Origin of the sequence: Streptomyces sp. NPDC058796, from assembly GCF_042745235.1 — a bacterium.
GTDB lineage: Bacteria > Actinomycetota > Actinomycetes > Streptomycetales > Streptomycetaceae > Streptomyces.
In genome coordinates this window covers 494182-517138 of sequence record NZ_JBHYOP010000001.1, presented here as the reverse complement: position 1 = coordinate 517138, position 22957 = coordinate 494182, and the positions used below count along the sequence as shown (strand labels likewise).

Below are 22957 nucleotides of genomic sequence, written 5' to 3'. Positions count from 1 at the left end.
TGTCCTATCCATTCGTGTGTCGAGCGCGAGGGGACGCGTTCGGTCGGTTGGGTGGTCGGAGCTGTCAGGCGGACCGGGACTCGGCCCGGAGCCGGGCGTGGGCCGCGGCCAGCCGGCCGCCGACCTCGGCCGTGCTGACGAGCACGGCCATGTTGGCCTTGGACGAGCGGCCTTCCGTGGCCGCGTCCACCGCCCGCATCAGGTACTTCGTGATCGCCTGGCCCCGGATGCCGTCCCGGTCGGCGGCGGCCATGGCCTCGGTGATCGCGGCATCGACCTCGTCGCTGTCGATCGCCTCCTCCGGTCGGACCGGCGTGGTGATCAGGAACGAGCTGTTGTTGCCCAGCGCCCAGTGGTTCTCGACCGACCGGGCGATCACCTCGTCGTCGTCCAGCCGCATCGGGCTGCGGAAACCGCTGGACTCGCAGTAGAAGGCCGGGAAGTCGTCCGAGCGGTACGAGACCACCGGCACGCACTGGGTCTCCAGGTACTCCAGCGTCAGGCCGAGGTCCAGGATCTTCTTCGCGCCGGCGCACACCACCGCGACCTTGGAGCGCGTGAACTGGATCAGGTCGGAGGACACGTCCATGGTCTTGTCCGCGCCCCGGTGCACCCCGCCGATGCCGGCCGAGGAGAAGAACGGGATCCCCGCGAGTTCGGCCGCCACCAGGGAGGAGGCGACCGTCAGCGCGCCCATCCGGCCCTGGGCCAGGACGACGGGCATGTCCCGGCTGCTGACCTTGGGGATGCCCGGTGTCGAGGCGAACCGGTCGATGTCGGCGTCGGTCATGCCGACCACGACCTTGCCGCTCTCCACGGCGATCGTGGCCGGGACCGAGCCGCCCGCCCGGACGGCCTCCTCGACCTTCCGGGCGGTCGCGGCGTTGTCGGGGTAGGGCAGGCCGTGGGTGATGACGTTGGACTCCAGCGCCACCACCGGGCGGCCCGCGTGGAGCGCGTCGGCCACCTCGGCACTGAAGACGAGCGGGATGTCCTGGTGGGTGAGAGAGGTCGTGGCGGTCACAGCCGGCTCCTCAGTGGGTGTCGGGGCCGTAGTTCGGGACCTTGCCGAGGATGTGTCTGCGGTTGACGATCTCCGGTATGTAGACCTCCTCGTTCCACAGCTCCCTGTCGATCGACTCGACCGCGATCGACACCACCCCCTCGTCGCAGCCGAAGGCGTCGGTGACCGCCTTGGTCACCGCCGACACCAGCTCGGACTGCTGCTCGTCGCTGAGTGCGATCGGGAAGTGCTTGATGTTGACGTGCGGCACGACGGTTTCCTTCCGGATGTAAAGGCGTCGGCGGATGGCTGTCGCGAGTTCGTCGATGTCCGGTGCCCTGAGCAGGGAGTAGTGGTCGGCCTCCAGCTCGACGACGGTCGGTGGGGCGGAGGAGTAGCCGCTGCTGCCGTCGAGGAAGGAGTACTCGTCCCCCCGCGCCTTGAAGATGGTGATGGGCGCCGAGATCCGTCGCTCCCGCAGTTCGCGGAAGGTGTAGCTGAACTCGAAGGTCGTCGCGACGACCCGGACGATCCGGCGCACCAGGTCGATGTCGAGGTTCGGGAGGTTCTCGCTGACGAAGCCGGCGAACGTCTCGTCGTCCTTGACCGAGGCGAGGCACTTCTCCAGCAGCGGACTGCTGATCGTGCCCGTGAAGACCGACAGGAGGATCGCGACGTAGGCCCTGTTCGCGTAGGTGGCGACGCGCTCCTCGCCGGTCGTGCCGTCCGTGCGGACCTTGGGCGAGCCGGGGGCGATCAGGAAGACGTGGTCGACGGTGTGGCCCGCCGCCTCCAGCTGGTACGCCGCCTCGAAGGCGACCCGGGCTCCGAAGGAGTAGCCCCACAGCGTGTACGGGCCCTCGGGCTGGACCTCCCTGATGGCTTTGACGTCCTCGGTCGCCATCTCCCTGATCGTCCCGTACGGCGTCTCGCCCGGGTTGATCCCGTGCGCCTGCACCCCGAAGAACGGCCGGTCCGTGCCCAGCCGCTCACCCAGGAGCCGCAGGTTCATGGGGTAGCCGCCCAGACCGGGCCAGCAGTGGACGGGGCGTCCGGTGCCCCTCTGCTGCAAGGGCACGAGACGCGAGGTGCCGCTCGTGGACCCGCCGGCGAGCCGGCGGGCCAGCCCCTCCACGGTCGGCGAGGTGAAGATGACCTCCAGCGGCAGGTCAGCCCCGAAGGTCCGGTTGATCCGGTTGATCAGGGCGACGGCGAGCAGCGAGTTGCCGCCACAGGCGAAGAAGTCGTCCTGCACGGAGACGCTCTGCCGCTTCATCGCCTGCTTCCACAGCGCGGCCACCCGGCGTTCGGTCTCGTCCCGCGGGGCCACGAAGGGGCGGTCGGCCGTGCCCACGTCCACCTTGTCGGAGGCGGCGAGGGCCTTGAGGTCGATCTTGCCGTTGGCGGTGGTCGGCAGCGCGTCGAGGACGACGACCTTGTTCGGGATCATGTAGTCCGGCAGGTAGTTGACGAGGTCGTCGCGGATCAGCTCCGCGGGCCCCCGCATGTGGACCACGTCCTCCCGCATGCCCTCGTGCCGCCGCTGCTCCTGACTCACCCGGCCGCCGACGAAGAAGTACGAGGCGCCGCCGGGCCGGCCGAGCCCGCGCAGGATGCCGTCCATCCGCCGGGCGGACGGCAGGTCGTCGCCGCCCTGCGAGCTGTAACCCGCGGACATGAACCCGATGTCGAGGTCGTTCATCGACAGGCGCTGCAGCGTACGGCCGAGGTCGATGTAGCGCCGCCACTCCTGCGGGCTGCGGCTGATCACCGAGACACCGAAGCCCGCCCGGTCGTAGACCGCCTGGTTGATCGCGATGACGTGCTTGCGCAGGATCAGGTCGGGGGAGACGAGGCGCATCCGGCCACCCTCGTAGACGTACTGCCCGGCCGGCCGGTCCGACCCCTTGCCGGGGTGGATCTGGACGTACAGGTCGATGTCCTCGTCCGTGCGGGGGCCCCGGTAGGGCACCCAGTCGAAGGCGCCGAGGTAGTGGTCCTCGTCGGCGACCCGCAGGCCGGCCTTGGCCTCCGGGACGAACGGGGCGGCCTCGACGTCGAGCCCGTACTGCGGCAGGACCTCTTCGAGGAGTCCGACCATGTGCCCGGCCTCGATCTCCAGGACCTCCCGGATGTTCTTCTTGTAGACGGGCTCGATGGCACCGCGCCGGCCCAGGAAGTGCGCCCGGATCCGGGGGCCCGCGGTCGCGCCCCGCGTCTCGGGGATCTCGGAGACCATCACCAGCTGGTGGGTGATCGGGTGGTGGTAGTGGATGCCCGAAGGGATTCCCGGGAAGCCGGTGATCTCCAGGTACAGCTGGGTGGCGTAGAGGGAACCGGGTGAGGCGTAGGCGTACTTGGGGAGCAGCCGCTCCGGACTCAGGTGCTGCCCGAGGTTGCGCAGGATCGCGCCGAGACCGTCGGTGTCCAGCTCCGCGAGTTCCCGTCCGGGTACGGCGGCGGGGCGGCGGGCCAGCAGCTTCAGCAGGTCGGCCTCCACCACCGGGGCGTCGCCCTCGTAGAAGCGGTAGGTCTTGCGGGCGAAGGCGAGGCCGCGCTGGGCCGGCGTGGGCGTCCGGCCGGGCAGGTCGACGACGGGGAGGCCGGCGAGCTCGGCCGCGGGCCGGATGCCCGGGTTCGACAGCTGGGCCTTGACCTGGAGCTTGCTCTCCTTGGACTGGTGGTGCGCGCCGTGGCTCCCCTGGTCCATCAGGGCGGCTTCCTTCGGGTCGAGTTCGACGCAGGCGATCAGGTTCTGGAAGCCCGTCCTCGGATCGTCCTTGACGAGCACGGCCGCGTGCCGGATCCAGTCGTGGGTCTCGATGGCGAGCCTGATCTCGTCGAGTTCGACGCGGAACCCGCGCAGCTTGACCTGGTTGTCGGCGCGGCCGGTGAACTGGACGGTGCCGTCGGCGTTCCAGTAGGCCAGGTCGCCGGTCCGGAAGAGCCGCCCGGGACCGAACGGGTTGTCGGTGAAGCGCTGCTCGGTCAGGTCGGGCCGGTGCAGGTAGCCGCGCGCCACCTGGACGCCGCCGATGTACAGCTCGCCGATCTCGCCCACCGCCAGTTCGGTGAGGCCGGGGCCGAGGATGTGGTACTCGGTGGAGTCGACCGGGGCGCCTATGGGGATCGAGTTGGGGCCGTCGTCGACGCCGTCCTTGGCCACGGTGAAGGACGACGAGTTGATCGTGCACTCGGTCGGCCCGTAGAGGTTGATCAGCCGGCACCCGGGGAGGGTCTCCAGGAAGGCGCGGGCCAAGGGCTTGGAGAGGGCCTCGCCGCCGGTGAAGACCTGCTCCAGCGAGAGGCACGATGCGAACTCCTGCGTGTCCAGCAGCGCTTGAAGCAGGGTCGGTACGCACTGGAGCGTGGTCACGCCGTGGGTCTTGACCGCGTGCACCAGCCGTTCGGCGTCCCGGTGGATGCCGGGGCCGCCGATCACGACGACGGAACCGAGGGCCGGGGCGAGGACCTCCCACTGGGCGGCGTCGAAGCTGATCGGCGTCTTCTGCAGGACGACCCGGGTGTGGTCGATGCCGTGGGCGGTCCGTAACCAGGACATCTGGCTGGCGATGCTCCGGTGCTCGATCATGACGCCCTTGGGGCGGCCGGTGCTGCCCGAGGTGTAGATGACGTAGGCCAGCGAGTCGGGGGCGATGCCGACATCCGCGCCGGGGGCCTCCTTGCGGGCGTCCTCGATCCGGACGATCACGGTGTCCGCGGGGGTCAGCGCGGCCAGGCGCTCGACGAGGTGGCCCTGGGCGACGATCACCTTCGCACCCGAGTGCTCGATCATGTAGCGCAGGCGCTCTTCGGGGTACTCCGGGGCCAGCGGCAGGTAGGCTCCGCCCGCGAACAGGATGCCCCACACCCCGATCATCAGGTCGGACGAGGGCTCGATGAACAGCCCCACGCACTGGTCGGCGGTCACGCCGAGGTCCCGCAGGTGTCCGGCCAGTCCTTTGCTTCGGCCCACCAGTGCGCCGAAGGTCACGTGTTCGTCACCGCTGATCACCGCCGTTTCGTCGGGGCGTTCCGCGGCCGTACGCAGGAGCAGTTCGGGCAACGACAGGCGAGTGGCCGGGGTCCGGTCAGACGCGTCGGTGGTCATGTGAGTCCCCCTGGGTGTGCGTGTGTGCCGTGTGGTGGGCGGGTCGGCGGTGCTTGCCTGCTCGTGCCGAGGACTCGGCCGATGTGGGGGCCGGCCGAGTGTCAGGTGGCCGTGCCGGGACGCGGGCCGGTGGTCACCGGTCTGCGTCGGCGGTCCGGCCCCTTCGCAGGGCGTCGGCGACCTCGACCATGCGGCGTGTCTGGTAGGCGATGGCGGCGAGGTTGTCCTCGGTGACGTTCTCCGCCAGCCGGCCCGGTATCGCCTGCCGACCGGAGACGGAGCTGACGCCGTAGGGGTTGCCGTTGCTGGGCGCGGCCATGATGGCGTCGGTGCTGCCGGGCGGCACGATGATCCCGCCCCAGTGGTAGAAGACGGTGTTCAGCGACAGGATGGTCGCCTCCTGCCCGCCGTGCGGGGCGCCCGTCGAGGTGAACGACGACATGACCTTGCCCGACAGGCCCCCGCGCGCGTTGAGGGGCCAGGCGAGGTCGATGAAGTGCTTGAGCGGCGCAGCGATCATGCCGAACCGGCCGGGGCCGCCGAGCAGAATCGCGTCGGCCCAGTCGAGGTCGTCCGCGGTGGCGGTGGGGATGCCCGCGACGGCCTCGGCGTTCTCGCGCCACGCCGCGGTCCACTCGGTGAACTCCGGAGCCAGGGAGGCCTCGACGTACTCGCGGACCCGGCGCAGCCGGACCTCGGCGCCGGACTTCGCCGCGGCCTCCTCGGCGGCCACGGCGAGCTTGTGGACGTTGCCGGTGCCCGAGTAGTAGACGATCGAGACCTTCGTTGTCGACGAAGCTGTGTCGGCGGTGGACACGGGTGAGAGCTCCTTAGTGCGGTGGTCGAGGGGGCGAAGAGGCACAGGGCCGGAGGGCCGAAGGCCAGGGGGAGGGACGGGACCCGGGGGTGCGGAGCCCCGCCCGCTCCGATGGGGAGTGACTCAAGCCTTGGTGTCGGTCCCGAAGTAGCGGTCGCCGAAGTCACCGATGCCGGGAAGCATGAACGCGTGCTCGTTGAGGCGCTCCTCGACGGAGGAGGTCACGATCCGCACCCCGGGGTGACGGTCGTGGACGGCCTTGATCCCTTCGGGGGCGGAGAGCAGGTTCACGAAGACGATGTGCTCCTCGGGCACGCCGTGGTCGAGCAGGACGCCGATCGCGGCCAGCGCGGTGCCGCCGGTGGCGAGCATGGGGTCGAGGAGCAGCACGTGGCCCCGGTCGATGCCGGCGGGCAGCGCCGCGTAGTGCAGGTGCGGGAGTTTGGTGACCTTGTCCCGCTGGATCAGGATCTTGCCCAGGCGGGTCTCCGGCGCCATCACGCGCAGCTCGGACTCCATGCTGTCGCCGGCCCGGGCGATGGAGACGCCGAAGACCTGGGAGGCCAGGGAGAGGCCGGGGTAGGTCCGGCCGACCGGCGTGCGGACGTCGCGGGGCTCGTAGGGGAGCAGGTCCAGCGCGGCGTCGAGGAGCCCGCGGATGATCCGGTTGGCGGTGGGGACGAAGTCCTCCCGCCTGGCCTCGTGGTCCCGGACGATCGAGTGCAGGGCACGCAGCCGGTTGGTCTGGGGCAGGACGTGGGTCACGCCGCGGAGCGGCTCGGTTCGCGTGGTCATCAGGACCGGCTCCGCCCGTTCTCCGCGGAGACCCGGTCGAAGGCGGCGCGGGCCTCCTTCACGAACGTGCGCACCTTCTGGCGGTCCTTGCGCCGGGTGGCGGGGTCCTCCAGGCCGGTGTGCGCGTCCACGGCGGCGGGGCGGACGGCCTCGATGGCCGCCGCTACGTTCTCCGGGGTGAGCCCGCCGGCCAGCATCAGGGGCTTGGGGGAGATCCGGACGAGTTCGGCGCTGACGGCCCAGTCGTGGGTCAGCCCGGTCGCCCCCTTGGCTCCGGTGGCCGGGTTGAAGCTGTCGGTGATGAACATGTCGACCCACTCGGCGGAGGTCGCGACGACCTCGCGGAGCTCGTCGATGTTGTCCGTCTTCACCACGAGGCTCTTGAGGACGTAGAGGTCCGGGGCCAGGGTGCGCAGCCGGCGCAGTTCGGCGGGGGTCACGTCGCCGTGGAGCTGGATCGCGCCGACGCCCATCTCGGCGCAGAAGGCGGCGATCTCGTCGGCATCGGTCAGGTAGGTGATGATGACGCCCTTGTTGTCGGGCTGGATCGCCTTGACGATGGCGGCGGCCTCGGCCTCGGACAGGTCCTCGTTCTTGGCGGGAAGGCGCAGGGCGAAACCGAGCCAGTCGGCGCCCTCCTCGATAATGAGGTCGGCCTCGGACTGGTCGATGATTCCCGCGACCTGGATCAAGCCGTACATGTCTGCCTCCTCGGGCCGCGGCGGTGCGAGCCGCGGCCGATCTGCAAAGGGGATTGAGCCGGTGACGACGGCGGTGGAACCGGGGCGCCTCAGCGGTCGCCGGCGGCCCGGTCGAGCTCGGCGAGGACGAGCCGCGCCACGGGGGCGGCGGAGGCGGGGTTCTGCCCCGTGACGACCCGGCCGTCGCTTGCGGTGTGGGCCTCGTACATGGGTGCCTTGGTGTGCAGCGCCCCGGTCTCCTTCAGCCGGTCCTCGAGGAGGAAGGGCATGACCTCGGTGAGACCCAGCGAGTTCTCCTCCTCGTTGCTGAACGAGGCGACGCGCTTGCCGCGCACGAGGTGGGTGCCGTCCGGCAGGCGCAGGTTGACGAGGGCGGCGGGGCCGTGGCAGACGGCGGAGACGACCCCGCCGCTGCCGTGGATGGCCATGGCGATGCGGGCCAGGTCCGGGGAGTCGGGAAAGTCCCACATGGCGCCGTGGCCGCCGACGTAGAAGATCGCGGAGTACTCGGAGGGGTCCACGTCGGCCGCCCGGCGAGTCGCCGCGAGCTTGCCCTTGACGGTCTCGTCGGCCAGGAAGCCGATGATCTCCGGGTCGTTCTCCTCGCCGTCGAAAACGACGGCCGGAGGCTCGCCGCCGCGCACGGAGACGAAGTCGACCTCATGGCCGGCGCCGATGAAGACGTTGTAGGGGTGGGCCGCCTCGGAGACGCTGTAGCCCGTCCGGTTGCCGGTGTCCCCCAAGGTCTCGTGACTGCTGACGGCAAGCAGGATCTTGGCCATGGTTCCTCCTGGATTCGCTGCGGAGTGTGCTCCGCGGGTGGTCGGGCGTCGCCACGCGGCCGCCGAGTCCGGCGGGCCGCGCCCGGGATGGTGGGCGAACGGCGGGTTCGCTCGTGCTCGGAGGGCCTCAGAGCTTGTGGATGAAGTCCTGGACCAGCTTCACGAACTCGACCGGCTTCTCGAAGATCACCATGTGGCCGCTGTCGATCTCGGTGTAGGAGGAGCCGGGAATGGCGGCGGCCAGCTCACGGGAGTGCTCGGCGGGCACCGCGGCGTCCGGGTACGGGGCCAGGACGAGGGTCTCGGCCCGGACCTTCCCGACCAGGTCGCGGATGTCCACCTGGACGAGCAGTTCGAGCTGGCGGAGGCGGCCTTCGGAAGGGCTCAGCTCGGAGCCGAGGTTCTCGACGTCGCTCAGGCTGGGCTGGCTGCGGATGAAGCGCGGGCTGAAGGCCGTGGTGCTGAGCACCCGGCCGAAGGCCTTCGCGTCGTGCTTCTGGCTCAGGGTCAGACCGATCAGGTTCTCGATGTAGAGGTCCGACTTGACCAGGCCGCCGACCGGGATCAGGCGACGCACGAGCTCGGGGTGCAGTGCGGCGGTGGCAGCGACGACGGCTCCTCCGAGCGAGAAGCCCACCAGGTCCACGGGACCGAGACCGGCGTGCTCGATCACGGCGGCGACCTCGCCGGCCAGCTGCTCGACGGTCAGCGGCGTGCCGTCGTCCTCGGCGGTCTCGCTGCCGGACAGCTCGGGAAGGATGACGGTGTTGCGGCGGGCGAACTCCTCGACGAGATGACCGAAGGTGACCTGACCGCCCTTGCCCACGCCGTGCACCAACAGCAGGGCCGGGCCTTCGCCGGTCACGGTGTAGTGGACACGCGAGTTACCAACGGAAATCGTAGGCATGACAGATCGCCTCCTGTGACGACTTGGGAAGGAATGCGTGAAAGCGCGAATGCGTGCATTCGAGGAACTGGTATGGGAGAGGGCATGCGAATTTCGCCGGCCCCGCCGGGTTCGAGTGGACTCGGACCGCCGTGTTCCACCGGATGCGGACGCACGGGAATTCGACGACGCGGGTCGTCCCCCGAGCCCGCACCTCCTCCTCGATGGCCGAGGTGCAGGTGTAGTCCCAGGTGGCGACCGACCCCCGATCACCTGAAGAAGAATTTATCTACTTCTAGTGATTCAGTCAAGTGTCCCTGGATCGCTCGGGGGTGGGCCGACGGCAAGTGAATCCAGGCAAGCGGTGGCAAGGAGGGTGTGGCGCGGGTGACGCTCTCGAGGGCGGGTATGACTTCCGCGATGATTGCGAGCTCACGTCTATGCCCCGGATGCCGAGGTCCGCTCCTGGTGGGGGCGCTAGAATCCACGCAACCCTTACTTGTGGAGCATGCTCATGCCCGACCGTGTGTTCGATGGCGGTAAGTTGCGTGACCGCCGTGTCATCAAACGCCTGTCGCAGGCCACTCTCGCCCAGGGGCTTCACGTGAAGGTGAACGCGGTCTATCGCTGGGAGAACGGCTTGGCGGCCCCCCCGCCGGAGCGATTGCCGGCGATCGCCGTATTCCTGGATGCCGACCTGGATGAACTCTTTCCGCGCACCGGATCACCGAATCTCGCCGATCTGCGGTGCGACGCCGGCATGACCCAGGCGGACACGGCCCACTACACCAACACCTCGTCCCCCATGCCGGTGCGAGCCGCCGAACAGGGCAAGCGGCCGCTGTCCGACCGGGCGGTGACTGCGCTGGCCGCCGCCTACAACGTGACCCCCGCCGAACTCCTCGCCGCGCAGCGGCGTTCCTTCGGGCTGCCCGAAGAGCCGGCGGGGGAGTCATCGGCCGTCGGTGCCCGTGTGGCCCGCAAGTTGGAGTCGCTGCGCACCGAGGTCTACGGAGGGGAAGCGCCCTCGGACGCGCACCTCGCGTCCGAGGGGAACCGGAAGAGCGGCTCGACGGTGCTCACCGAGGCGATGGTGCGGGCCCTGCGGGCCGGCGAGGTCGCGGAACCGGAGGACGAGGCCCTTGACGCCTTGGCGCTCGCCTTCGACGTGCCGCCGGTCTACTTCCGCCAGGACGACCCGGAGGTCGACGCCCTGATCCTGTCGACCCGTGCCGTGCGCAACAGGTTCACCGTGATGGTCGCGCGCGGTGCGGACCGGGACATGCCCAAGGAATCCTGGGACCATCTCCGCGACTTCATCGGCGAGACGATGCGAGAGATACTGACCGATGATGAGAGCGGGCGCTCGGCGTAGTCGGTTCAGCCGACGGCTGCCGGCGTCACGGCCGGGCGGCGGGGCTCCGCCAGGGTGCGGGACGTCGCGGCGTGGCCGGTCCCCGCCGACGGCCCGGTGCGTGCTCCTCTGGCTGATGAGTCGAGCCGCGTGGTCGGCGCGCAGTTCGATGAGCGCGTCGTGGTCCGGGGGCCTGTTGGCCGAGGGTCCGCGGTCCGGCGTCACCTCAAGTGCCCGCAGGAGGCCGGGCGATCCGACCGTGCCGGTATTGTCCCCGGCCCAGAGGTGCACCAACTGGTGCACCTTCAGGGCGAGTTCGTCGGGCGGCGAGTAGCTCTTGGGGTAGAGGATCAGGTCGACCGGACGGGTGTCGTGCTTGACGAGGAGGCCACACATGCCGTCGAGCCCACTCAGGTGGTCCGGGATCGGCTTCATGACGATCTGCCGGCCGCTGACCTTCGCGATGTTCCCGACCAGCTGGTCGAGGTTGAAGGGGTCCGGGAGCGGCATGGAGGCGATTAAGCGCTCACTTTCCCGTTTGGCCTGAACATGCAGTCGGTCGGTGCGTAAACGGCGGTAGAATCTTGAGACTATTCCTGCTGTGGGATTGCTGCGACGGGAGATCCAATTCATTCCGCGGATCCCATCCCTATGGGCTGCCGCCGACCGGCGTTCCCTCTACCCGATCTCCGGCACCGGGTTTGTGCGCGGCCTACCCTGGGCATTGTGTGTTTCCCCCCTCTTGTGCGGCTGCTCGCGGCGTCGTCCGGCACGCGAGTGTTGCTCACTGGGCAGTCGACGTGCTGGGAAATCCAGGTGTCGCACGTCTCGGCGACGTGGACCTTGGTTCCGGGTGAACGGTGCATGTGGATTGCCTGCCTGCTCAAGGTGGACAGGTCCGTGCCCGGCTCACCCCTGTGAACGCGGACGTGCGAGGGCGCGGCGGGATGACTGAGATGTCTCCGTCGCTGCGGCTCGTCGTCGAGTCTCAGGGCTGCGGACTGCGGAGATCGCCCTTGTGGCCAGGGCGGGTCCGGGAGTCCCCGTGATGCCCGCTCGCCGGGCGCGAGGTGTATTCAGGCCGGCATGGCGAGCAAGTAGTGGTGAAGACCTTGGCGGCGACCCCGTCTGTACATACCTTCTACTGCTCCCCCGTGAGCGATTCGGCCGATCTCGGTCGAGCGCACCGAGACCCGCATGCCGCAGCTACGATAAGTGTTCGATACTCGCCGTGGTGAGATCCCTTCGGATTTGGCCGAAACTGGGCAACTGTCGACGGTGGGGCTCGACGTCGGCCCCGATGGAGCGTATCGAACTCGGCCATATCGAGAGGCGGCCCACTGGTGCCGCGGACGCTGCCGGAGCGCGAGGCGCAGAGGAAGTGCAGCGGAAGGGTGAGAAGCCTCACCGCATTGGGTTCCAGTCCCACCCGCCCACTCCGCGTCACCTCTGCGGAAACCTTTTCTGGACGGACGGTGGCGGCGCGCCGGCCTATCCGGCCGGCCCGGTCTCCGTGGCGTCCTCGTCGTCCCGCTCACCCTCCGCCTGGGACGGTGTGGTGTGCGGCACGTCCGGGACGTCGTCCCGTTCGTCGTCGCGTTCGCCCTCGGCCTGGGACGGGGTCGGCTCGCTCATCGTGGTCCTCCTCCTGCCGGACGGGGTCGCGGGCCCGAGTACCCCACCCGCACCGCCCGCACCACACGGGACGCGGTTTCAGCGGCGCAGCCGGGCCAGCGCCGTCCGCAGGGCCGCGCGCACCTCCGCGGGCGGCGGCGGACCGTCGCTCTCGGCGCCGGCGGTGACCGCCGCGGCCACGGTGCGCAGCTTGGTGTTGGAGAGCTGCGACGCCTCCCGCAGGATGTGCCACGCCTCGTCCGACGTGCAGGCGTGCAGCGCCATGAGTACGCCCCGGGCCTGGTCGATGACCGGGCGGGAGGCGATCGCCCGGCGCAGCTGCTCCACCTCCTCCTGGAGGACGTGCAACCGTTCGGCGGGGGGCGCGTCGGGCTCGGTCGCGGGCTCGGGCCGGTGGGCCGTGGTGCACAGGGGGTCGGCGGGGTCCAGTCCGGCCAGCTCCAGGGCGCGCAGCGGCTGCCCGTGCCAGTTGGTCGCCGTGGCCGGCACGGCCTGCCGGTTGCTGTAGCCGCCGAGCAGGTCCAGGAACTGGAGTCCTGCGGTGTCCATGAACACCACGTCCCGCATGTCCAGGTCCACCCGGCTGATGCCGTCGGGCAGCGTGGCCAGCGCCTGGGCCAGGATGTCCGCGCACCCGTGGACGAGTTCTCCCCGTGGCAGGAGCAGGGCCCGGCCGGAGTGCACCTGGCCGTCGATGACCAGGGCGGCCGGACTCCCCGCCAGACGTGGTGGTGCCGCTGAGGTCATGTCACCGCCTTGTCCGTCCATGTCGATCTCCGGCAGACGTTCGCAACGTCACACAGTCCCCGTCGGTGCACCTGCCCGCCGGGCGGGGGACTACACCCGGGTGCGGGGAATGACCGGCCCACGGGTGGGTAAAGGCGCCGTCCGTCCACTGCCGCGCGGTTCCGTCCCCGGAGCGCTCACAGCGGCGACCACCAGGTGACGGGCGTTCCCCCGCCGTCGTCAGAGACCGTCAGCCGTACGCCGCCCGGGCCGTCCCGGCCGTCCGGTGAAACGGCGGTCGTTCCGACGGCGACCTCGACGCGGGTCACGTCCGGCCGGCCGGCCGCGTCGGCCAGGGCCCGGCGCAGCGCGGTGAGCAGACGGTCCCCGACCGCGTCCGGTACGCGGGTGTCGACGGCGCCGGTGAAGTGCGTGGACGGGGTGAAGCCGAGCCGGGCGGCGGCGGACGCGGTCTCCCGCAGCACCCGGCCGCGCAGCCCCGTGGGCGGGCCGTCCGGGGGCTGCCGCAGCGCCAGGATCGTCGTACGGACCTCCTGGACCGTGGACCGCAGCTCGTCCACCGCCCGGCCGAGGGCGTCCCGGACGTCGTCCGCGCCCGGCCGTCGCTGCGTGGACTCCAGCATCAGACCGGTGGCGAACAGCCGCTGCACCACCAGGTCGTGCAGGTCCCGGGCGATGCGGTCCCGGTCCTCGTAGACGGCGAGACGCTCCCGGCCGCGCCGGGCGTCGGCGAGGACCAGGGCGAGCGCGGCCTGCGAGGCGAACTGCGTCGCGAGCAGCCGTTCGACGGCGGTGTAGGGGCGGTCGCCGCGGCGGCGGGGCAGGGCGAGGGTGCCGATCAGCCGGCCGTCCGCCCGCAGGGGCAGCATCATGCTCGGCCCGAAGCGGTGCCGCACGTGCGTCGTCATGCGCGGGTCGGTCGCCGAGTCGGCGATGAAGACGGGCTGCCCGCCGAGGAGCTGTTCCAGGACGGGGCTGCCCGGTGCGATCGTCGCGCCGACGATGCCGTCCGGGTCCTCGGGCGTCGAGGCGGTCACGATCTCCATGCCGCCCTCGGCGGTCGGCTGCAGGATCACTCCGGCGCTGGCGCCGGCGAGCAGCCGGGCGCGTTCGGCGACCGTCGTCAGCGCGTCGTCCGCGCCCTCCTCGGTGAGCAGCGCGTTGGTGACGGCCGCCGCGCCCTCGATCCAGCGCTCGCGCTGCCGGGCCGCCTCGTACAGGCGGGCGTTGCCGATCGCGATGCCGGCCTGCGCGGCCAGGACCCGCAGCAGCTGCTCGTCCTCGGCCGTGAACGGTTCCCCGCCGGGCCGCCCGGCCAGCCGCAGCTCGCCGAACTCCTCGTCGCGCACGTGGATCGGCATCCGGAGCCGGGGCACCGGGTCGCGCTCGCCGGGCCGGCCCGGGCTGCGGATCTCGGTCAGGCCGTCCCGGGCGGGGTCGGCGGTGGACAGGGCCGCCGAGGTGGCGCCGGTCAGCTCGGCGGCGCCGTCCACGATGTGCTGCAGCGTGCTGCGCAGGTCGAGGTCGGTGCCGACCTCCAGGACCGCTTCGAGCAGGCGGGTCAGACGGGGCGCGGGCTGAGTGGTCATGCCGTGCGGCCTCGTCGGTCTCTTCGCTTCCCCGGCTTCCGTTCTTCCGCGCCGCTTTCAGTCCGCCGACGTCGGGTTCAGCGCCAGCGGCTCGATGCGGCCCTCCAGCATCGTGCCGAGGCCCTGGACCGCGCACACGTCGGGGCGTTCGGCGATGTGCACCGGCATGCCGGTCGCCTGACGCAGCATCTGGTCGAAGCCGGGGAGCAGCGCGCTGCCGCCGACCATCATGATCCCGCGGTCGGCGAGGTCCGCGACCAGGTCCGGCGGGCAGTCGCGCAGCACCTTGCCGATCCCGTCGAGCACGCCCGTCAGCGGTGTCTGGATGGCGTTGCGGACGGCGGCGGTGTCGACCCGCACACTGCGCGCCAGCCCGGTCGCCACGTCCCGGCCGTGGATCTCGGTGGACGCCGGGCCCTGCGGGGACAGCCCGTTGCCGGACAGGGCGACCTGCAGCGGGCGTACGGACTGGCTGGGCAGCACCAGTTCGTGCTGGTGGCGCAGGAGCTGCACGATCGCGTGGTCGACGGCCTCACCGCCGACCGGGATGCGCTCCGCGGTCACGATCGAGCCGAGGGAGAGCACCGCGACCTGCGTGGCGTGCGCCCCGCAGACCATGATCATGGTCGCCTCGGGCTGTTCCACCGGCAGCCCGCAGCCGACCGCCGCGGCGATCAGCGTGTCGACGAGTTCCACCCGGCGCGCGCCCAGCCCGACCAGCGTCTCGATCGCCGCCCGCTGGGAGAGGGGATCCGCGTCGTGCGGGGTGCACACGGCGGCGCGCAGCCGGGGCTTGCGGCGCAGCGCGCGGCGGATCTTGTCGCCGAGCAGGTGCCGCAGCATCCGCTGGGCCATCTCGATGTCGACGATCGTGCCGCCGGACACGGGCCGTACGACGCGGATGTAGCCGGGGGTGCGGCCCGTCATCTTCTCCGCAAACTCACCGACCGCGATGAGCGCGCCGGTGCGGGTGTTGACCGCGGCGGCGGACGGCTGGTCGACGACGAGCCCGGCACCCTTCACGTACACGCGGGTCCGCGCCGCGCCCAGGTCGACGGCGAAGTGGCAGCGGCGCAGCGCCTCCAGGCTGGCGGTACTGGCGGTCATGGCGGATCCTCCCGAGAGCGCGGACCGTGCGGGGTCGGCGGGTGGCCGGCCTCCTTGGCATCGTGCGCGGGACGGCGAGCGGGCGCGCCTTGGAGGGGGCCGGGCGGGGGGCCGCCGAACGGGGGGGTGAGCGGTCAGCGGGCGGGCGGCGCCCCGGGCCCCCCGGCGGCCCGCCCCACCGGCCGGTACCAGCCGGTGTCGTCGGCCAGCGGCCGGAAGGTGTCCGGGGGGAAGACCGGGCCGTCCTGCCCTTCCTCGTACACCTCGTCGTAGTAGAGGGAGTCCGAGAGGGCGACGAGCGCCTGGGCGCCGGAGGTGTCGAGGGCGTCGCGGACCGACCGGGGGTCGGCCCGGAAGACCTGTTCCTCGCCGCCGTCGAGGCGGAACTCCACCTGCCAGAACTCCGCGATCAGCCGCGGACCGCCCAGGTGCGCCAGCAGCCCGGGCAGGCCCTCGACGGTCGCCCGCAGCAGGGGGGAGGCATCCACCCGCGGCGCCAGCAGCACGAGCAGGTCGCCCGCCCGGTCGTCCAGGAGCTGGTACGCGTCACCGTGCAGCCCGCTGTCCGCGAGCAGGTCGGTGACGACGCGGTGCAGGGCCGCGCGGGCCTCGCCGCCCTCGGGGCCGTCGGGGAAGGCGTAGCGGGCGCAGTCGTGGAAGTCGGTGTCGATGTCGGCGTCGCCGGCGCCGGCGCCTTCGGCCTCGTCGGCGTCGTCCGCCGTGCGTGCCGCCCCGGAACCCCACGCGGTCCCTGTCCGGTCCTCCTCCGGCACCGCCCACATGTCCACGGGGAGGGAGGAAGCACCCGCCTCCGTCTGCTCGGCCGCCTCCGCCTCCCGCTCGGTGGGGCGGCCCTCCTCGTCCTCGCCCAGCAGCGGCGTCCACAGACCGTCCTCCGTGGGGAAGGGCCCCTCCGGGAGCTCGTCCGGCGCGGACACGACGGTCTCCGGCCCGCCCGGGTCCGCCGTCCCCTCGTACTCGTCCCACGGGGCGTCGTCCGCCGGCCCGGCGTGCTCCTCGCGCAGTTCCCGGCCCAGCGCCACCAGCGCCGGGCTCCTCCCTCCGGACAGCTCGTACTCCCCGTACACCTCCAGCGCCTCCTCGACCCGGCCCTGGCGGCGCAGGGCGATCAGGTACAGGCGGCGGAAGTCCTCCCGGTGCGGGTGCGTGCGCAGCAGGCCGGCCAGGTCGGCGGCGGCCCGGTCGTACTCGCCCAGCGCCAGGTCGAGTTCGGCCCGCTTGGTGTGCAGGGCGAGGCGGAGCCGCGTGAGGCGGGTGCGGGCGGTGCGGGCGCCGGGGCCGGGCACGTCCGCCAGGGGTTCCGTGCCGCGCCACAGCGCCAGCGCCTCGGTGACGTGCGCGCGGGCCTCGGCGAGCGCGCCCGCCAGCCGCGCCGCGTCGGCCCGGCGCACCAGCTCGTCGCAGTGCACCACGTCCACGTGGTCGCAGCTGGTGTGCAGGGCGTAGCCGTGGGCGGACGTCGCCAGTACGCCCGGACCCAGCAGGGCGGCCAGCTCGCCGGCCGCCCTGGTCACCTCGGCCCGGGAGTCGCGCGGCTCGTCGCCCGGGTCCCACAGCCCCCACCGCAGCTCCTCGTGCGTCACCGTGCGGCCGTGCTTGAGCAGCAGCGTGGCGAGCAGGGCGCGGACGGTGGGCGGCAGCGTGGGGGAGCCGTCCGGGAGGTCGACCCGCAGCGGGCCCAGGGCGGTGTACCGGCGCGGCTCGTACGCCTCGCGGGCCCTGGCCGGCGGCTCCGGGTGGGTGAGCAGGTCCCGGCCCCGGGCCTGGGTCTCCAGCGACGGGAACATCAGCTGGTCGAAGGCGTGCGCGTAGTGGATGCGCAGGGCCGGAGGCAGCCGGTCCAGGCGGCGGGACTCGATCGGGACGGTCAGGCGCGAGGTCCCCGACGTCAGCAGCAGCACGACGTCGCACAGGGCCCGCAGGTCCTCGGAGCGTCCGGCCGGGCCCGAGGTGCGTCCCGGTTCGAAGAGGCTGAGCCGGGCCGTGCCGTCCGGGAGCAGGACCACCCGGGACGCCTCCAGACCGCCGTGCGTGACGCCCGACTCGTGCAGGGCGGTGAGGGCCCGTGCGAGCTGGGCCCCGACCGACACCGTCAGCGGCGGCGGCAGCCGCCGGCCGTTGGACCGGAAGAGCGCGTTCAGGGAGATGCCGTCGAGGTGCTCCATGACGACATACGGGACGCCGTCCTCGACGCCGCCGTCGAGGACGGTCACCACGTTCGGGTGAGCGAACTCCGTCAGGCGGCGCGCGTCCCTCAGGAACGCCCGGCGCGAGGCGGCGTCGGGGAGCGGATCGTGCAGCCGGACCGCCACGGTCCGGTTGGTCCCGGTGTCCTCGGCCAGCCACATCCTCCCGGCCGGTGCGAGCCGCCGCACCGGCCGGTAACGGGCGCGCAGCCCGGGCGGGAAGGGCGAGGGGCCCGGTGGACGCGGCGGCGTGGACAGCTGCCGTGCGCTCTCCTGGCTGATCGCCGCGAACGATCCCCTCCCGTCGGCCCGTTCGGTGCCCTCCCGCGAGGGGATCAGCGCACGGAACTCGCCGGGCGAGCGCCCGGCCCGCTCGTCGATCAGACCGCCGGTCCGCAGCAGCAGGTCGTGGGTGCGGGCGCGCGCGGTGCGGGGCAGCCCCCGCAGGAGCAGCTCGCGTACGCCGGGGCGGAACTCGTAGGAGCCGGGCGGCCCCGGGACGGTGGTGAGCAGGCCGCTGAGGATGACCTCGGCCAGGTGGCTCGGGAGCGGGTCCGGTTCGACGGCGGCCTGCACCAGCCGCATCACCGGCAGGTCCGGGCGCCCGAGCGCGAGGTGGCCGGCCAGCCGGAAGGCCTGCGGGGACGCGCCCGCGCGAAAGCGCAGGACCAGTTCCTCGGCGGACAGCCGCGCGACGTCGGCGCGGTCGTCGGCGTCGGCGGGCAGGGGGCGGTGCAGTACGGCCGCCGCGCCCGGGTACCGGGCGCCGCCCGGACTCGCGACCAGCGACGCCCAGTTCGCCAGCCACTGAGGGCCCGGCTCCAGCACCGGCACGTGCACGGAGCCCCGGGGGGCCGGGGGCGCGGTGCCGTCGTACGGGGTGAAGTCGAGCGCGGCGCTGGGCGCGGCCCGGTGCGGGGCGGACAGCAGGCCGGGCACCGGCGGCAGCGCGGTGTCCCGCCACAGCTGCTCGGGCAGCGGCTGGAGGACGGCGAGGGGCGTGCGGTGGGCCCAGCGGCGCAGGGTGGCGAACCACCGGGCGCCTGCCGGGCCCTCGCGCCACTGCGGTCCCATGCAGTCGCTGATCAGCAGGGTGACCGTACGGCCGTCGGCGGGTGCCTGGGCGCCGTCGCCGGGGACCGTGCCGTCGGCCTCCGCGCGGTGCAGGGTGACCGTGCGGAAGACGCCCGACTGGGCCAGCGCGGCGTGCAGTTCACGCACCAGGGGCCGCCAGACGGGCATCGTGGGGCCCGCGTCGTGCACCAGGTTCAGCCGCAGCCACCGCTCCCGTACGGGGCGCAGCACCGGAAGCCACCACTCGGGGCCGGCGCCGAGCCGGGCGATGCGGTCGGCGGTCGCTGCCTCGTCCACCTCCTGGCCCACCGGGGCGTCGGTACGGCGCTTGAGCGGGCGCAGTGACCGCTGCAGCGCCAGGGGGTGGCGCAGCATCGGCGGGGCGGGCGCCAGCAGGGCGCTGTGCGGTTCGGTCGCGGCCGTCCCCGGGGCGGGGGCCGGGGACGGCAGGCGCAGGGGGCTGCGGGGGGCGGCCGGCTCGGGTGCCGGAGGGGGGACGGCCGGACGGTCCTGCCGCCGCGGCTCTCGGGGGCGGCCGGCTGCCGGCGGTACGGGAGCGGGCGTGGGCGGCGGCTCGGGCGCCGGGGGTTCCGTACCGGCCGACTGGCCCGGGCCGTCGTGTCCGGCGGACTCCATGTGCCCCGCCAGCCACAGGAGTTCAGCCAGCTCGAGCGGGGTCGGGCGGGGGCCCGAGGACGCCCGGCCGAGGATGTCGGCGAGGCGGGGCAGGGGGTCCGGCGGGCCGGGGCGGTCGGCGGGCATCAGAAGGCGTCGGGCTGCGGGGACCGGCCCAGGTACGGCATCAGCCGCTCCGCCAGCTCGTCCAGGGAGTCGGTGCCCAGACCGGAGGAGCGGGCCAGGTAGATGGCGTTGAGGAGCTGGTCGGTGGCGAGTTCGCCGCTGCCCACGCGGGACAGGAAACGGTCGATCAGCTGCTGGGCGTATGCGTCGGGCTCGCCCAGGTGGGCGCGGACGATCTCGGCGAGGTGGGCGTCGTCGGGCTGCCGCAGGCGCAGCGAGACGCAGCGGCGCAGGAACGCGGGAGGGAACTCGCGCTCGCCGTTGCTGGTGAGGACGACGAACGGGAAGGCCCGGCAGCGGACCCGGCCGCGCTCGACCGGTACCCGCTGGTCGGTGCCGTCGATCAGCACCTCGGCGCGTCCGCCGGGGGTGTCCCGCGAGGCGCGCACGAGTTCGGGGATCTCGTACTGGCCCTCCTCCAGGACGTGCAGCAGGTCGTTGGGCAGGTCGAGGTCGCTCTTGTCGATCTCGTCGATGAGCAGGGCGCGCGGACGGGCGTAGGGGAGGAGGGCGGTGCCGAGCGGGCCGAGGCGCAGGTGGTTCTCGATGCCCGTCCCGGCCGCCGGGTCGTCGGTACGTCCGGTGGCGTGGCGCGCCGCGTACAGGCGGGAGAGCGGGTCGTAGGCGTAGAGGCCGTCGTGGAGGGTGCTGCGGCTGGTGATGTTCCACCTGAGGACCGGGCCGAGCCGCAGCTCGCGCGCCACCGCGTAGGCGAGGGACGACTTCCCGGTGCCGGGCGGGCCGGTGACCAGCAGCGGGCGCCGCAGGTACAGGGCCGCGTTGACCAACTGCACCGTGTGCTCGGTGGCCTGGTAGGTCGCGGCCCGGTGGGCGCGGTCGGGAGAGGTGGCCGGGGCGTCGCCGTCGTCGTCCGGCGGGTCGAGCACGGGGTGGCCGTCGAAGGCGCGCCAGGGCGGGGGCGGGGGCAGCCTGGTGATGCCGTCGTGCGGGTCCGGCGCGCCGGTGTAGACGGGCCACAGGGGCATGGTTCTTCTCTCCGAGCGATCGTGCGGCGGGGTGGTTCCGGTGGGTTCGGGGTTCGGGGTTGGGGCGTTCGGTGGTTCGGGGAGGCGGGGGTTCGGGTGGTCCGGGCGGTTCCCGTGGTTCCGGCGGCGTCGGGCGGGCGGCTTCAGGCGACGGGTGAGTGGAGCAGGGCGGCGGGTTCGGCGAAGCAGCGGGGGTCGTCCCACAGCAGTTGGAGGTCCCTCGCCCAGTGCCCGTCCGGGTCGTCGGCCGCGTCCGCCGTCTCGCGCAGCTCCATGACCAGGCGGGGGAGTTCGGACGGCGGGACCCCCGCCACGGACACGGCGAGTTCGTCGAGGAACGCGGTGCCGGAGCAGTCACCGTCGTGCCCGTCGCCGGGGCAGCCCGCGCGCGGCCACAGCAGTACGGGTACGGGCAGGTTGAGACCGACCTCGAAGTGCTCCCGGGCCGCCGTGGGCGGGGCGGCGAAACCGGCCAGTTCCGCGTCGTCCCGCAGCCGCCTGCGCAGTCCGGCCGGCCGCTCCGGGGTGCCGCAGTCGACGCGGTGCAGTGTGCCGCCCGGGCTGACGCCGAGCTTGCGCCACCTCTTGCGCAACTGGTGGCGGAGGCGTCCGCTGCGGTGGCGGTACCGGTCGGTGACGACCAGTGGGTAGGCGCAGCCGAGCGGGGTGGGGTCGTCCTCGCTGCACGCCCAGTGCGCGACCGGTTCGTTCAGCCACTCGCGCGGCAGGACGAAGGTGAGCAGTTCCTCGGCGCCGGGGTCGAGCTGGGTGAACGCCTCGTCGATGCGCTCCTGCACGAAGGCCCGCACCGCGCTCCGGGCCATCCGGCGCGAGGCCACCGGGCGGCGCTGCCCGTCCCGGTAGGCGGACACCTCGACGGTGACCTGGTCGGCGCCTGCCCCGCTGTGGTCGATCTCCACGACGATGGGTGACCACGTCGCGGGCCGCGGCGGGGGCTGCCCTTCCGCCAACTGCCGCTCCAGCCGGTCGGCGAACCGCGCCACGGCGTCCGGCTCCGTCACCTCCCACTGGACGTAGACGGCGGCCTCCCGCAGGGAGGCGAAACCGCCCTGCGGGGGCGGTGGGGCGAAGGCGTCCATGGCGGAGACGTACAGCCGGTTCGGATCGCAGGCAAGGCCCGTCTCCTCGGCCCGGCGCACCAGCGCGTACAGCCGCCGGCGCGCGTCCGGCCGGTGGCCCGGGGTGGGGACCAGTTCGCCGAGCTCGGGCCAGTAGCGCGCCATGACCTCGACCGGCAGCATCCGCCCGACGCGCACGTCCCTGGCGCCCGCGACCGCGGAGACCATGCCGACGACCGTCCCGTCGGCCAGCGTCACCGCCGCCCCGCTGAACCCGGCCGCCAGCGGCTGCCCGTGCCCCGTCAGCGCCTCCAGCTGGACCCACTCGTCCGAGATGAGCGGGCCCGGCAGGGCCCGGTAGGAGGCGAGCATGCCCTCGTCGTACCCCTTCGGGAAGCCGTAGGCGACCAGCTCGGGGGCGGGCACGGTCCGTTCCGCGCCGGGGCGGGCGAAGGCGGCCGGGGCGAGCGGCACGTCGCGCTCCAGCTCCAGTACGGCCAGGTCGCCCCGGTCGGCGGCGCCGCCCCGCCAGCCGCCGTGCACGGCGACCGTCGCGGACAGCTCACCCAGCTCCCGGTGGCCGGGGAAGGTCACCGTGACCGCGGCGTCCTCGCTCCACCTGACGACATGGGCGCAGGTGAGCAGCCGGCGCCCCGAGACCAGGAACCCGGCACCGACCTCCTGGCCGCACTCGACGCGGGCGTGCCACGCGGCACCGCTCATGACCGGCCGGCGGCGTCCGGACCCCCGGCACCCTCGGAGTCCCCGGGGGCCCCGGAACCCTCCGCGGGCCGGGGCGACCAGCTCAGCTTCACGATCAGGTGGCCCTCGGCAGCCCCCTTGGCGATGACCGCGCCGGTCTCCGCGGTCAGCTTGACCCCGAACTCCAGCTCCACCGAGTCGGGTCTGAGCGAGCCGTCCCGGAACACCCGCAGCGCGGACCCGGCGGCGGCCCGCACGCCCTCCAGGGACCCCTCGAAGGTGCGGGCCGCCCGGGCCGGTCCGTCGCCGCGCGAGACCAGCCGCGCGCCGTCCTCGTCCTCGACGCCCTCGACGACCACCAGCGCACCGTCCTCGGTGCTGAACTCGACCAACCGGTCCATGACGCCGTTCGCTCCCCGTTCGCCGTGCGTACCCGTGCGGAACCTCATTGTGACGGACGGTACTTGACGGTGTCCCGCCCTCCGCCGCCGGTGCCGCGCGGGGCTGGCGGAAACCCGCCAGGGCGCCAAACCGCCACCCTTGGTCAACTCCCCAGCCCCGCACGCCCCCTGAGACTGCTC

The 22957-nt window shown here is 72.8% G+C and carries 16 protein-coding genes; 1 reads left to right on the top strand and 15 read right to left on the bottom strand.

The features are described 5' to 3' along the window. Positions 1-64: 64 nt before the first annotated feature. From ACFW47_RS02385 to ACFW47_RS02355, 7 genes are all read right to left on the bottom strand, one after another. A complete protein-coding gene (locus tag ACFW47_RS02385; RefSeq protein WP_386278974.1) occupies positions 65-1024 on the bottom strand; it encodes a pseudouridine-5'-phosphate glycosidase in 960 nt (319 codons plus the stop codon). 10 nt (positions 1025-1034) lie between these two features. Further along, positions 1035-5114, bottom strand: a complete 4080-nt coding sequence (locus tag ACFW47_RS02380) for an amino acid adenylation domain-containing protein (RefSeq protein WP_386278977.1) — start codon at positions 5112-5114, stop codon at positions 1035-1037. A 133-nt stretch (positions 5115-5247) separates the two neighbouring features. Continuing rightward, positions 5248-5931 carry an NAD(P)H-dependent oxidoreductase gene (locus tag ACFW47_RS02375; RefSeq protein ID WP_386278979.1) on the bottom strand — a complete coding sequence of 228 codons (684 nt, stop codon included), beginning with the start codon at positions 5929-5931 and terminating at the stop codon, positions 5248-5250. Positions 5932-6054: 123 nt separating this feature from the next. Beyond that, a complete protein-coding gene (gene upp / locus ACFW47_RS02370; RefSeq protein ID WP_386278981.1) occupies positions 6055-6726 on the bottom strand; it encodes a uracil phosphoribosyltransferase in 672 nt (223 codons plus the stop codon). Continuing rightward, positions 6726-7427 carry a phosphoribosylanthranilate isomerase gene (locus ACFW47_RS02365; RefSeq protein WP_365899119.1) on the bottom strand — a complete coding sequence of 234 codons (702 nt, stop codon included), beginning with the start codon at positions 7425-7427 and terminating at the stop codon, positions 6726-6728. The genes upp and ACFW47_RS02365 overlap by 1 nt, the downstream gene beginning before the upstream one ends. Positions 7428-7516: 89 nt before the next feature. Further along, positions 7517-8209, bottom strand: coding sequence for a type 1 glutamine amidotransferase domain-containing protein (locus ACFW47_RS02360; protein ID WP_386278983.1), 693 nt, complete (start codon positions 8207-8209; stop codon positions 7517-7519). Positions 8210-8336: 127 nt separating this feature from the next. Further along, positions 8337-9116: an alpha/beta fold hydrolase gene (locus ACFW47_RS02355; RefSeq protein ID WP_386304458.1), complete on the bottom strand. Its 780-nt coding sequence runs from the start codon at positions 9114-9116 to the stop codon at positions 8337-8339. 493 nt (positions 9117-9609) lie between these two features. Here ACFW47_RS02355 and ACFW47_RS02350 point away from each other — a divergent pair, with 493 nt between their 5' ends. Further along, a complete protein-coding gene (locus tag ACFW47_RS02350; protein ID WP_386278987.1) occupies positions 9610-10470 on the top strand; it encodes a helix-turn-helix domain-containing protein in 861 nt (286 codons plus the stop codon). A 1470-nt stretch (positions 10471-11940) separates the two neighbouring features. On the opposite strand, the gene ACFW47_RS02345 is transcribed toward ACFW47_RS02350, so the two are convergent. The 8 genes from ACFW47_RS02345 to ACFW47_RS02310 all read right to left on the bottom strand — a co-directional run bounded on the left by ACFW47_RS02345 (position 11941) and on the right by ACFW47_RS02310 (position 22777). After that, entirely contained in the window at positions 11941-12084 is a 144-nt protein-coding gene (locus tag ACFW47_RS02345) for a hypothetical protein (protein WP_386278989.1), read from the bottom strand. Positions 12085-12162: 78 nt separating this feature from the next. Next, positions 12163-12831: an ANTAR domain-containing protein gene (locus ACFW47_RS02340; RefSeq protein WP_386278991.1), complete on the bottom strand. Its 669-nt coding sequence runs from the start codon at positions 12829-12831 to the stop codon at positions 12163-12165. A 176-nt stretch (positions 12832-13007) separates the two neighbouring features. Then, positions 13008-14420, bottom strand: coding sequence for a GAF domain-containing sensor histidine kinase (locus ACFW47_RS02335; RefSeq protein WP_386304455.1), 1413 nt, complete (start codon positions 14418-14420; stop codon positions 13008-13010). Positions 14421-14477: 57 nt separating this feature from the next. Then, positions 14478-15527 carry a rod shape-determining protein gene (locus ACFW47_RS02330; protein WP_386278995.1) on the bottom strand — a complete coding sequence of 350 codons (1050 nt, stop codon included), beginning with the start codon at positions 15525-15527 and terminating at the stop codon, positions 14478-14480. 134 nt (positions 15528-15661) lie between these two features. Next, positions 15662-19570 carry an SAV_2336 N-terminal domain-related protein gene (locus ACFW47_RS02325; RefSeq protein WP_386304452.1) on the bottom strand — a complete coding sequence of 1303 codons (3909 nt, stop codon included), beginning with the start codon at positions 19568-19570 and terminating at the stop codon, positions 15662-15664. Then, complete coding sequence (locus ACFW47_RS02320; protein ID WP_386304450.1) at positions 19570-20595, bottom strand: AAA family ATPase; 1026 nt, start codon at positions 20593-20595, stop codon at positions 19570-19572. Before ACFW47_RS02320 ends, ACFW47_RS02325 begins: the two co-directional genes overlap by 1 nt. 143 nt (positions 20596-20738) lie before the next feature. Then, positions 20739-22397, bottom strand: coding sequence for a trypsin-like peptidase domain-containing protein (locus ACFW47_RS02315; protein ID WP_386304447.1), 1659 nt, complete (start codon positions 22395-22397; stop codon positions 20739-20741). After that, complete coding sequence (locus tag ACFW47_RS02310) at positions 22394-22777, bottom strand: CU044_2847 family protein (RefSeq protein ID WP_386279466.1); 384 nt, start codon at positions 22775-22777, stop codon at positions 22394-22396. Before ACFW47_RS02310 ends, ACFW47_RS02315 begins: the two co-directional genes overlap by 4 nt. Positions 22778-22957: the final 180 nt, after the last annotated feature.